The organism is Candidatus Accumulibacter necessarius (assembly GCF_036625085.1).
Map to the genome: position 1 here is coordinate 48,844 of NZ_JAZKUM010000012.1, position 12,446 is coordinate 61,289.

The window sequence follows — 12,446 nt, forward strand, 5'->3', positions numbered from 1 at the left end:
ATCCGGCGCGCCGGCTTGCTCTGAGGGATGAAAAAAATGCGTAAATTGACTTGTTCCACCTGGATCGCAACGGCTGTCGCAGCGGTTTTCTTGCTGGCGGCGCCGCAGGTCTCGGCTGCTCCGGTCGACGGTGCGGAATTGCCATTTCCGCCCGTTCCCTCAGCGAGCAAGGCCGGCCCGACGCTACAGACCTCAACCCACATTCGCCGTGCCCAGCCGAACCATTTGGCGAAGGATGCGCCGAATGTGCTGATCATCCTGATCGACGACGTCGGCTACGGGCAGGCAAGCACCTACGGCGGCGAGATCAATACGCCCAACCTGACGCGCATCGCCCAGTCCGGCGTCAGCTACAACGCCTTCCACAATACGTCGATCTGCTCGCCGACGCGGGCCGCCCTGCTGACCGGGCGGAATCATCATCGTGTCGGCAGCGGGACCATCGCCGAACGCGCGGTCGATTGGGATGGCTACACGGGCGTCATCCCGAAATCTTCGGCGACGATCGCCGAGGTGTTGAAGGACTACGGTTACAAGACGGCGGCCTTCGGCAAATGGCACAACACGCCGGCCGACCAGACGACGGCGATGGGTCCCTTCGACAAATGGCCGACCGGTTACGGCTTCGAGTATTTCTACGGCTTCCTGGCGGGCGAAACTAGCCAGTGGGAACCGCGCCTGGTGGAAAACACCAACATCATCGAGCCGCCCAACACGCCGGGCTATCACCTGACCGAGGACCTGGCCGACCACGCCATCGGCTGGCTGAAGAAGCACCAGTCGTACACGCCTGACAAGCCTTTCTTCATCTACTTCGCCACCGGCGGCGCGCATGGTCCGCACCATGTAGCACCGGCCTGGACGGCCAAGTACAAGGGCAAGTTCGATGATGGCTACGAGGCGATGCGCGAGCGCATTCTCAAGCGGCAGAAGGAAATCGGCTGGGTCCCACAGGCCACGGAGCTGACCCGACGCGTCGAGTCGATGCCGGCCTGGGACAGCATTCCGGAGTCGGAGCGTCCCTTCCAGTTGCGCCTGATGGAAACCTTTGCCGGTTTCGTCGAGCATACCGACGCCCAGGTCGGTCGCGTCATCGACGAAGTGGAGCGCCTCGGCAAGCGCGACAACACGATCATCATGTACATCTTCGGCGACAACGGCGCGAGCGCCGAGGGCCAGCGTGGTTCGATCAGCGAATTGCTGGCGCAGAACAACATCCCGAATACGGTCGACCAGCAAATTGCGGCCTTGAACAAGATCGGCGGGCTGGATGCCATCGGCACCCACAAGACCGACAACATGTACCACGCCGGCTGGGCCTGGGCGGGCAACACGCCGCTCAAATCCACCAAGCTGGTCGCCGCGCACTTTGGCGGCACGCGTTCGCCGATGGCGATTTCCTGGCCGGCGAAGGTCAAGCCGGACAGCGTGGCGCGTGCGCAGTTCCACCACGTCAATGACATTGCCCCGACGCTGTACGAGCTGATCGGCATCAAGCCGCCCAAGGTGGTCAATGGCTACAAGCAGGATCAGTTCGATGGTATCAGCATGGCTTACACCCTGAATGATGCGAAGGCACCGACCCGGAAGAAGGTGCAGTATTTCGAGAACAGCGGTAGCCGTGGCATCTACAAGGATAGCTGGTTCGCCGGCGCCTTCGGGCCGTTTGTTCCGTGGGATGCCGCCGGTTCCGCGGCTGGCATGGCCAAATGGGATGCCGCCAAGGACCCATGGGAGCTCTACAACCTGAACGACGACTTCTCGCAGGCGCGTGATCTGGCCGACAAAAACCCGAAAAAGCTGGCCGAACTGAAGAAGGAATTCGACAAGCAGGCCAGGGAAAACAAGGCCTGGCCAATCGGTGCCGGCACCTGGCTGCGCATTCACCCGGAAGACCGCCTAGCCTCGCCGTATAGGAGCTGGACTTTCAGCGACCAGACTCGGCGCATGCCGGAATTCACCGCACCGGGCCTCGGTCGCCAGAGCAATCGTGTGGTCATCGATGCCGAATTCGGCGATAACGCCAGTGGCGTGCTCTATGCGCTAGGCGGTGCCGGTGGCGGCCTGGTGATTTACATGGACAAGGGCAAGCTGATCTATGAGTACAACATGATGATCATCGAGAACTACAAGGCCGAATCGGGCGTGATTCCGGCCGGCAAGCACCAGATCATCGTCGATACCCAACTGGAGAGCGCGAAGCCGATGGCACCTGCGATCGTGACTGTTGCGGTCGACGGCAAGGAAGTGGCAAAAACCCGAGTCAGTCGTACCGTGCCGGCCGCGTTTACGGCCAGCGAGTCATTCGATGTCGGCGTTGATCTTGGCTCGACGGTGTCGCTGGTCTATGACGAGCGCCGGCCGTTTGCCTTCAGCGGCAAGATCAACTCGGTCACGGTCGATCTGAAGCAGTGACGCAAATGCCTGCCGCCTGAGGTTTACAGAAAGGTCAATATGGAGACAAATCCCACCCCGTGGGCAATATCCCTGGTTCGCGGCGACCTGTTGTTTCGCCTCCAGCGCAAGATCGGACTGATCCCGGAGAACGGTCTGGGCATTGGTCGGCGGGCAGTATTCTGGTCGCTTCTGGCGTGGCTGCCGATCGCTGTCTGGGCTTGGCAAAAAGAATATTTGCTGCCGGTCGATGGTGGCGAACCACTGCTTGCCCACTTCGGAATCAATGCCCGACTGTTGCTGGCGGTCCCTTTGTTCATCGTCGCCGAAGGCATGATGCACAGCACGCTGACGACTTTGCTGCCACGCCTCGTCAGTTCCGGCGTCGTGCCACCTGGGCAACTTGATCGTCTGCGTTCGGTACTGAGCGACATTGCCCAACTGCGCGATTCAGTGCTGCCGTGGATCGCCATCTTCGCCGCGCTTGCCTCGTTCTTTCTTTTCTCAAGGCCCAGTGAAGTGCCGCACGAACTCTCCTGGGCAAAAGATCAAGCAGATGGCGCCGGAATGGGCCTCGGCGTCTGGTGGTATCTCTATGTCGGGCGAACCATTTTCCTGACCCTTCTGCTTGCCTGGCTGTGGCGCTTGGCGCTCCTCTTCATGCTGTTCAAGCGGATTGCCGGACTGGAGTTGTCAATGGTGCCGACGCACCCGGACCGTTGCGCTGGCCTGGGATTTATGGCGCGGATTCCGGTGATGTTCGTACCGGTCGTGCTGGGTATTTCCTCGGTCTTCGCCTCCGGCTGGGCGCATCAGGTCGTCTATCACGACGTGACCATCGGCTCCCTGCGCGTCGAGATCATTGCCTTCGTCGTGGTCGTGCCGCTGATTTTTCTCTCGCCATTTGTTTCCTTCCTCGGATTGATGCTCCGCACGAAGAAGCAGGGTTTGCTAGATTACGGTGACCTGATCGGCCGGCATGGCCGCCTGGTTCGGGAGCGCTGGATCGACGGCAAGCAGGTAGCGGATGCCCCAATTCTCGATGCCCCTGAACTTGGCCCGATAGCCGATACAGCAGCGCCTTACGAGTTGATTTCGAAGGTCCGTCCATTGCCGCTGAGCATGGGTTCTCTGATTCCACTTGTTGGTGCTGCCGTGTTGCCGATGGTGGTACTAGCGGCAATGGACTTGCCGCTGAAAACGGTCCTAAAGACGGTCCTGAAAATGCTTGTTTAGTCTCCGTTCGTTATAGAGGTGATTCGGGTCACGAAGAGTGAAGTTGCCGAAGATCAACACAAGCCAAACCTTCATTTGCGTTATGGCAGCGGTCGGCAGGCCGCACGCGCCCGCATCGACGCCATTCAGGCCCGTCTGCGCAAGGAACCGCAGCGCTTTGCGGAGCAGGCCCTCTGCCAGAAGGCGTGGATCAAGGCGCTGCGCCGACAGGCGGCGGAGCGGTCACCCGATGCGAATCGCAAGTAAGCACTGACGCTGCCGCCAGAGCCGCTTTTCAAGCCGCCCTGGCAGTCAGTTTGACCTCGACTGCTGTCATCTCTCACGCCAGCAGTGCGGTACCGCTATCGCCTTGCGCGGCCGGCCAGCAGGTTGGCCCCGGCAAGGGGGGCATCACTTCGACGCCGTCGCGCGTCGGATAGGAGGTCGCTACCGGGGCAAGCAACAGCCTTTTCGTCGCACCGACATTGGTGGCGGCCTGGTGACATCCTTTCGAGGTCGTCGGCGCCGACGCGCGCTTGATCTCCACTACCCAGGTCTCGCCATCGTCGAAGCGCAGCACCAGGTCGGCCTCGGCGCCATGTGCGGTACGGCAAAAGCTGGCTGCGGCGGAGGCAGAAGGGGCGAGCAGCTGTTCGATGACAAGACCCTCCCAGCTGGCACCGGCCACGGGGTGGGCAAGTACGGCTTCCAGACTGGCGAGGCCGAGCAGAGCGTGAACGATACCGCTGTCGCGCACATAGACCTTGCGGGCGCGTACCAATCGCTTGCCGACATTGCCGTGCCAGGCAGGTAGGACTTCCCGTGCCTGGAACGGCGCCAGTTCGAGCTGGGCCGCCCGGCCAGCGAGGCTTTCGCTGGCCTGCTGCAACAGCACGCCGGACGCCAATCCGAGCAGCAGAAACTGCCCTGCCGCTTCACCCTCCCGGCGCCGGATGTCGATGACTCCGCGCAGCACGGCAAACAACTCAGGCAGGCGTTGCACTTCGTCCAGGATCACGAGGCGGCCCCGGTGGGCAAGCAGGAAGGCTTCGGGATCGTCCATCTGACGCTGCGCAGAAGGCAACTCCAGGTCAAGATAGAGCACGCCAGCATGTTTCTCGGTTTCAGCAAGGGCGACGGTGGTCTTGCCAACCTGGTGTGGCCCGAGGAGCACGACCGCCGGGAACTGGGCGAGCAGTTGAGCGAGGGATTGCTGGGCGATGCGAGGCGTCATTAGTGCAATTTGCCATTCGCGTGGGACAAATGCACGGTTAAGTGTCTCAATCTCGGTCGATGGCCGCATCGACTCGGTGCTCGGCTACGCGAATTCGCCAGGGCCCACAGCTGGAAGTCGCCGAGGCATTCCGCCCTTAACGAAGCGTCGTCTTCGCAGGCGGCGGTGTGCAGGCGCTCCTCGCCCTGTTGCACTCGCGCCAGACCACATGGAGCGCTGTGGCTCAGCGACGTTCTAAGTTACCTATACTGTCACTGAAATTTCCACTGAAATTTCGAGAGCCGGATGCGCGAGAAGCGCCTGTCCGGTTCGATGAGCGGGATGTGGAAACGGGGTTATGGCAAGGCTACTTGGGCACCGTCAGACGAAAGGGACGGAAACAGACAAGCCGAACCTATCGCCACCGCGCCACATCTCGACTCTACCGAAACTCCCGGCTGTCCCCGAAACTCCTGGCCGGGCGAGGAGGCTGCTACACTCCGGAACCAGCCTTATGGCCATCTGAAGTGTAGCGGCCGGGGTGGTCGCCAAGTGTCTATAGATCCCGGGGCGCTTTACAGTGTTGCGGTCGACACCAAAACCCCCCGGAATTTGGTCTTGCTACAGGCTATCGTCGATGACTACGTGATGGGTTCAGCTGGCCTCTCTGACGCCCGGCACCTTCCAGCTGCCATCCAGAATCGAGGGAGCCTCCTCCTTCGGCCAGTACAGACGCATCATCAGGACAAAGTCTCCCGCCGGCGCCGGCAGCCAGTTTGACTCCTTGTCCTTGCCAGGAGACTCGTGCTGGATGTAGAGGTCGACCGAGCCGTCCGGATTCGTCTTGAACCTGTTGCGCTGGCTCAGGTTGTAACGGTTCAGCTTGTTGTCGACGAAGAAGTAGTCCGCGTCGTACATGGTCAGCGACCAGAAGCCATTGACGGGTGGCAGTTGTCCCTTCTCGAAACGGATGACGTATTTCTTTTCACCGCTGTACTTCGCCGCGACATCCGGCCCTTGCGAGGTCGGATACACCGCATCCTGCGGCCGGTTGGCGCCCAAGCCGATGGCAGTGACGAGCGCACGCTGCAGGTAGCTCGTGCCGTACAGGCCCGTCTTCGTCGTGAACAGCCAGCCGTGCTCAAGCTTGAAGTCGCCGGCAACGATGCCAGCCTTCATCCAGTCCATGATTAATTCCTGGGCTGGCTTGGGCGCCCCGGCAAGGCCCTTGGCCACGGCGGGGTCGAGTCTGGCCACGTCGAAATCCTGCCCGGGAACGACACCGATCTTGGCGAGCTTGGCCAACATCGGGGCATCCTCGGCGGTTGCCGGATTGGTCTTGAGCAGTTCGGCGAAAAGCTTGAAGTAGGCCCCGGCATCGAGCGCATTGACCTGCTCGCGTACGGCGGTCTTCATGTCAATGGCCGGATCGACCGTTCCAGGCGCCGGAGTGTAGGGTTTCCCGTAGGCGGATAGCGGCACAACCGAGATCTTGTCCTGCAAAGCGTGTACCGCCTTGTAGTCCTCGGGGGTGCCGGTGCAGTAGATGCGCCCGAGAATCCAGACCAGCCCTGTCGGGGACTTGTACTCGGTCACGCCGGGAGGCAGTTCGCCAGACCAACCCGGCCCGCTGATGGCATAGGTTTGCGCCTTCGTTCCGGTCGTCCGTTTGCCCGGCACCTGGAATACATTGGTAAAGCCATCGAGCATCGGAAACAGGGCGTAGCGGTCCTTCATGTCCGGAAGGCTCAGGATCCAGGGTTCCTTGGACACGTCGATCCACGTCGTCGTATAAAGGGTGTCGGCGTTAGGCGCCGTGACATCCCGGTACGAGGCGTCGGGGTAACTGCGCATCCTGACGAAGTGTCCCATCGGGGCACGTGATCCTTGCGGTGCCTCCACATTGGTCATGATGCGACGCGTCATCTCCATGGTGACCAGCGGATAGGCGTAGACGTAGCTCTCGATGGCGATCGCACGTGCCTCGGCTTCCTTCGCCGCTGCCTCAACCGCCTTTGCTTCTGCTTCCGCCTTCGCCTTGGCCTCCATAGCCACCCGGTCGACCTGGGTGGTTTCCGCCGGCTTGTCGCAGGCAGTCAGGGTCAGCGCGCACAGGACCACCATGGCCACCCGGGAAAGATTCTTTCGTTTCATAGCTTTCTCCTATCGATTGCTGGGGCTCGGAGCAAATTCGCTTCCGGAAGGTGTAATCCGGGCCGAAAGGCGTCCTTGTACCGAGCCTTGGTAACCTGTTTGACAAACCACAAGAACTGAACTCAAAGCGTATTCAGTATAGATAACAAGAATGCACGGCTGCGCGGCAGATTTTTCAATTTTCTGACATTTCATGCCAAAATTTCTCGGAAATCCTTATCAGGGTCAGCCATGGGAAATTCGACATCAAGCCGGCGCGGCCGTCCGCCGATCAGCAACCAGGTCATCCGTGTGGGCGGCGCCATCGCGCTACCTTCCATAGTTCGCGAGCATGGCATCGACCCTGATGCACTGATCGCCGAAGTCGGTCTTCAGGCAGCGGTCTTTGACCATCCCGATAACGTGATCCCCTTCGCCAAATTGGGGGAACTGGGACATCTTGCCGCCGAGCGTACCGGGCTTTCAGACCTCGGTTTGCGGGCCTGCATGCAGACTGGCCTGGTCATGCTCGGCACCGTCGGCTACCTCGTGGCGAACTCAGCAACGGTGGGGGCGGGATTGGCCTGCCTCCAGTCCTATCTGCACCTGCACGACGAGGGTGCTGCTCCCTATTTCCAACAAGAAGGCAGCCTCGCCGTTCTGGGTTATGATGTGCTTGAACCCGAGCTGCTGGGAGCCGAGCAAATCGTTTTTGGCGCGCTCGCCATTGCAGCCAATCTGTTGCGTGAAATTTGCGGCGCTGGCTTCGCGCTGCGCGAAGTGAGTTTTGCATATCGTGCGCCATCGGATACTTCGGCATTTGTCGTGCACTTTGCCGCCCCGGTTCGCTTCGACGCCGATCGTAACGCCGTGGTATTTGATGCCGCATTCCTTAAGCATCCGATTGCCGGCGCGAACCCCCTTCTCCGTGATTTCCTCGCGTCGCAACTTCGCGATAAGGAGCGAATCGGGGAAGGGGGCGTCGCCAGAGATCGAATTCAGCGGGTGATGCGAACACTGCTGGCCACGGGCTGCATCAGCCAGGACGAGGTGGCGCAGGCCTTCGGTATGAACAGGAGAACTTTCGCCCGGCGTTTGCAGGAAAGCGGAACCACTTTCAGGGCTCTTCTCGACGCGGTTCGCTTTGATGCGGCACGGGTGCTCCTTCGCGGCTCAGCCGTATCGCTGGAGGACGTTGCCAACCGGCTGGGCTACGCAGACGTTACTGCCTTTGCACGAGCCTTCCGGCGCTGGTCCGGGGCATCTCCCGCTGTTTGGCGACGCAAACATGGGGCGGTTGTCTGATCGCGAGGCTGGTGGTCAGATGCCTCCTGCAGCTTCTGAGGGCATCATGTTTAATTGCCACCGGGCGCCCTTTCTCCGTAGTTTGGTGTCGGGACGAGAAATGTCGTATGCTGTCCTCGAAATCCGTGGAACCCGCGCTCAGCAGCTGCCGTCAGCTATCCATGGTCACTGGACAAGCGAGAAGCGGTAATGTGCTCTTGGGTGTATGCTCTTGCCCTGCATCCTGAAGCGCTGGTTTGACGACTGTTGGATACCGTATGGAAAGACCAATCGCACGACGCCAAGCCTTCCGGACGGCGTCTTTCCGCGCGATCCCGTGTGCCGAGGTAGGGCGACTATTGGCGCCGTTGCACGAGCCGGGTAGGGGCAGCAATGGGCCAGCCCATCGCAGTTGTCTGTTTTCTGATATCCCGAATGCAAGAAGCTTGGCGGGAGAAAACTTCCGCGCCGCGGACGTCGTCGATGCCCGTGCGGCCCTCGGCGTCCCTTTTGGGTTTGAGGCAAACCGTTCCGTTGGCTTGCGAACACCACTCTCTGGTCGGTCGTCGAGGACGGGGCAAGCGCGCACATGGTCAGGCGGCGTCCCAGTGGACAGTGCGCGCCGCAATGGCCTTCTCACTTGGGTGTCGTTCAGGGGAGATGCTACCTTTAGGGCCAGACCATTGACTTGGCCTGCGTTTCCTCCGCGCAGCGGCTTCGTCCAACGCCGTGTTCGAGGCGAGGCGCAACGGGAGCCCGCCAGGTTCCGCCTCAGCCCCAACGTTCGGTACCAATAACCGATGGGGGGAGTATGCCCATTCCTGACTATCAAACGCTGATGTTGCCGCTGCTTCGTTTTGCTGCCGACGGCAACGACCACACGACACGCGAAGCCGTCGAAGGTCTCGCCACGGAGTTTCAACTCACTCCGGCCGAACGTAAGGAGCTTTTGGCAAGCGGCCAGCAGGCAATTTTTAACAACCGTGTTGGGTGGGCAAATTCCTTCCTCAAGAAAGCGGGGCTCTTGGAGTCGCCACGCAGAGGGGCGCTGCGTATTACGGCCAGAGGCAAACAGACACTTGGTGACAACCCCACGAGAATTGACGTCAAGTATCTTGAGCGCTTTCCAGCATTCATTGAATTCCGTGACGCTTCACGGAACAACAGAGAAGCGACAACAACGGCTTCCGTTGTTGTCGCACCGGAGCAAACCCCAGAGGAAGCGCTCGAACTAGCCCACCAGAGTCTTCGCCTCAGTCTTGCCCAGGACATCCTGGGCCGCATTCTCTCGTGTTCCCCTACATTCTTCGAACGCCTTGTCGTTGAGCTCTTAGTCAAGATGGGCTATGGCGGCTCTCGCCGCGACGCCGGCGAGCGCATCGGGCAAAGTGGCGACGGTGGAATCGACGGAATCATCAAGGAAGACCGTCTCGGGTTGGACACTATCTACATTCAAGCGAAGAGATGGCAAGGTTCTGTTGGTCGCCCGGAAATTCAGAAGTTCGTCGGCGCGCTACAGGGTCAGCGCGCGAAGAAGGGTGTTTTCATAACCACCTCGTCTTACACAGCAGAGGCGATTGACTACGCGTCCCGCATCGCCACCACGGTCGTGCTCATTGACGGGAAGCTTCTTGCAAACCTCATGATGGACTTCGACGTTGGGGTTTCAGTCTCTGCTTCATACATCGTCAAACGCATCGATTCCGACTACTTTGAGGAGGGCGAAGTTGGCCTCTAACCCTGCGGGTCCATCGGACGCTACGCGATAAGGCCGCGTCGGGCGGTGCTTTCAAACCTTGAGCCTATTCCAGCTTGCTGCCATGACTGATCTACTTCCGCCCTGGCCTGTCCTCTCGGCTTTCCTGTTCGCCAGTCTCGTTCTTGCGATCACGCCTGGCCCGGGGGTGCTCTACATCGTTACTCGCAGCCTCGTCCAGGGGCGTCGTTCCGGGCTGGTGTCGGTGGTCGGCGTCGCGCTCGGCAACCTGGGGAACGCGCTGGCAGCGTCGGTCGGCCTGGCCGCCTTGTTTGCCGCCTCCTCGCTGGCCTTTGCGGTGGTCAAGTACGCGGGCGCGCTGTACCTCTTCTACCTCGGCGTGCAGATGTTCCGCTCGCCGCAGGCTGCGAGTCCGACTCCCGCACCTTTGGCGGCGCCGTGGAGCCGCGTCCTTCGGGATGGTTTCGTCGTCGCCTTGCTCAATCCCAAGACGACGCTTTTCTTCGCCGCGTTCCTGCCCCAGTTCCTGAGTCCCGAGGCGCCACCCATGTTGCAGGGCATGGCGCTGGGCTCGCTGTTCGTGGCAATCGCTACGGTGACAGACAGTGGCTACGCCCTGGCCGCCGGTATGGTCGCGCCTGCACTGGCCCGTGCCGCCAGCGTCCGTCGCCTGGGTCGGCGTCTCGGCGGTGGCGTGTTCATTGGTCTGGCGGTGTTCACTGCACTCACGGGCTCACGCAGCAGGGCCGGATAGGTCCAAGCCTTGCATGCCGGCTGAAGACGGTAGCGATCCCGATGAGTATCGGCCAGGGCGGGCCTCCATGGGCACCGTCCGGAAGTCTCATGACGGATCGGCGAGGCGGGTCCGCAACTCGCGCAGATACTTCAGCCCGTGGATTGCCCGGCTACCGTACCAGGAAACCATTTCGCCGTCGATCAGCGAGCTGCGCGTGCCCGGCAGTTGCTTTGTCAACTCACGCACGTGCTGTTCACGAAAGGGGTAGGGCTCACTGGAAAGAAAGACGATCTCCGCGTCACCAGCCAGCGCAGGCAGATCAATCTCCGGGTAGCGGACCGGGCTTTCGTGCGGCAGCGTATCCCAGCCGGCAGCGGCCAGCATGCGCGAGATGTAAGTATCGCGAGCCACACTGAGCCATGGCTCGCGCCAGATCACGTACAGCACTTGCTGCCGTGGCAGGCCCGCGGCGAGCACGTTGAGCGCCGCCCACTCGCGGTCGAACGCGTCGCACAAGACCTCGGCCCGCTGCTCGCGCGCGAAGACGCCGCCGAGCAGGCGGTAGAGATCTAGGTTGTCGCCGACGGTCAGCGGATGGGTGACGATCAGGTGCGGTACGAAGTCGGCCAGTGCCTCGACTTCCTCGCGACGGTTTTCGTCGATGTTGACCAGCACATGCGTTGGCTTTAGCGCGCGCAGTTTGTCGACGTTGAAGCCTTTGGTGCCGCCCAGCTTGGGGATCCGGCGGACCACCTGTCGCGGATGAATGCAGAAGCCGGTACGGCCAACCAGCGCCTTGGCGAGGTCGAGGGCTACCAGCAATTCGGTCAGGCTGGGCACCAGCGAGACGATGCGCGGACTGCCTGAATAGCGACCGTGTGGCTTGCCGAGCGCGTCGGACCATTGCATGATGAAAGTCTCAGGCCAAAAACAACAGGAGGGATGGATGCTAGCTCAGAAAGTTGCCGTCGTGACGGGTGCGGCGCGTGGTATCGGTCTGGCTGTGGCGCGCGATCTTGCCGCTAGCGGCTGCAGGGTAGTGATGGTTGGGCGCGGCGCCGAAGCAATCGAAAACGCTGCCCGAGAGTTGTGCGACAGTGGCCACCAGGTTATCCCGCATGTTGCCGACGTGACCGACGCCAGTGCCGTTGCCGCTCTGGCCGCCCGCTTGCGGCGCGAGTTCCGTCGCGTGGACATCTTGATCAACAATGCCGGGGTGCTGCTCGAGCCGAAGGATTTTGCCGCGCCGCAGGGAGCCAGCGTTTTCGTCGTCGATCCGGAACTGGTGACCACGACCTACACCTGCAACGCCTTGGCGCCACTGCGCCTGATTCAGGCGTTGGTGCCGCTGATGCGTGAAAATGGCTGGGGGCGCATCGTCAATGTTTCGTCGAGTATGGGGCAACTGGCTGACATGGGCGGCTTCTGGCCCGCATACCGGATGTCCAAAGCCGCACTCAACGCGCTGACGCGCCTGACGGCCAAGGAACTGGAAGGCAGTCCGATCAAGATCAACTCGGTCTGCCCCGGCTGGTGCCGCACTGAAATGGGCGGTCATGATGCTGTCCGCAGTGCCGCGGACGGCGCGCAAGGGATCGTCTGGGCCGCGCTGTTGCCCGATGATGGACCGAGTGGCGGTTTCTTTCGCGACGGCAAGCCAATCGACTGGTGATCGTCTGCCGCGCGATTGGCAGAAGCCGGTCAGATTGTCCCCGCCGCGGCCAAAGGGCATGCCGACCTGCCCATGGGCTGCC

The 12,446-nt window shown here is 61.3% G+C and carries 10 protein-coding genes; 7 read left to right on the plus strand and 3 right to left on the minus strand.

Translation table 11 applies throughout. The features are described from left to right. The first annotated feature begins 36 nt into the window (after positions 1-36). From V5B44_RS23650 to V5B44_RS23660, 3 genes are read left to right on the plus strand one after another with little or no spacing between them, the layout of a single operon-like run. Complete coding sequence (locus tag V5B44_RS23650; protein ID WP_332361482.1) at positions 37-2,415, plus strand: arylsulfatase; 2,379 nt, start codon at positions 37-39, stop codon at positions 2,413-2,415. Between the two features lie 39 nt (positions 2,416-2,454). After that, positions 2,455-3,630, plus strand: a complete 1,176-nt coding sequence (locus tag V5B44_RS23655) for a hypothetical protein (RefSeq protein ID WP_332361483.1) — start codon at positions 2,455-2,457, stop codon at positions 3,628-3,630. An 18-nt stretch (positions 3,631-3,648) separates the two neighbouring features. Next, positions 3,649-3,876 carry a hypothetical protein gene (locus tag V5B44_RS23660; RefSeq protein ID WP_332361484.1) on the plus strand — a complete coding sequence of 76 codons (228 nt, stop codon included), beginning with the start codon at positions 3,649-3,651 and terminating at the stop codon, positions 3,874-3,876. Between the two features lie 73 nt (positions 3,877-3,949). Here V5B44_RS23660 and V5B44_RS23665 read toward each other — a convergent pair whose 3' ends face one another. Both V5B44_RS23665 and V5B44_RS23670 read right to left on the minus strand, forming a co-directional pair. Continuing rightward, a complete protein-coding gene (locus tag V5B44_RS23665; protein ID WP_332361485.1) occupies positions 3,950-4,843 on the minus strand; it encodes an ATP-binding protein in 894 nt (297 codons plus the stop codon). Between the two features lie 633 nt (positions 4,844-5,476). Next, complete coding sequence (locus tag V5B44_RS23670) at positions 5,477-6,976, minus strand: DUF1254 domain-containing protein (RefSeq protein ID WP_332361486.1); 1,500 nt, start codon at positions 6,974-6,976, stop codon at positions 5,477-5,479. 231 nt (positions 6,977-7,207) lie between these two features. Here V5B44_RS23670 and V5B44_RS23675 point away from each other — a divergent pair, with 231 nt between their 5' ends. From V5B44_RS23675 to V5B44_RS23685, 3 genes are all read left to right on the plus strand, one after another. Next, complete coding sequence (locus V5B44_RS23675) at positions 7,208-8,260, plus strand: AraC family transcriptional regulator (protein ID WP_291911391.1); 1,053 nt, start codon at positions 7,208-7,210, stop codon at positions 8,258-8,260. Between the two features lie 790 nt (positions 8,261-9,050). Then, a complete protein-coding gene (locus V5B44_RS23680; RefSeq protein WP_291911389.1) occupies positions 9,051-9,977 on the plus strand; it encodes a restriction endonuclease in 927 nt (308 codons plus the stop codon). An 82-nt stretch (positions 9,978-10,059) separates the two neighbouring features. After that, positions 10,060-10,710, plus strand: a complete 651-nt coding sequence (locus V5B44_RS23685; protein WP_332361487.1) for a LysE family translocator — start codon at positions 10,060-10,062, stop codon at positions 10,708-10,710. A gap of 87 nt (positions 10,711-10,797) precedes the next feature. On the opposite strand, the gene V5B44_RS23690 is transcribed toward V5B44_RS23685, so the two are convergent. Beyond that, positions 10,798-11,601: a helical backbone metal receptor gene (locus tag V5B44_RS23690; protein ID WP_332361488.1), complete on the minus strand. Its 804-nt coding sequence runs from the start codon at positions 11,599-11,601 to the stop codon at positions 10,798-10,800. Positions 11,602-11,638: 37 nt separating this feature from the next. Between V5B44_RS23690 and V5B44_RS23695 the strand changes: the two genes are divergently transcribed. Further along, positions 11,639-12,364, plus strand: a complete 726-nt coding sequence (locus tag V5B44_RS23695) for an SDR family NAD(P)-dependent oxidoreductase (protein WP_291911381.1) — start codon at positions 11,639-11,641, stop codon at positions 12,362-12,364. The last annotated feature ends 82 nt before the right edge of the window (positions 12,365-12,446 follow it).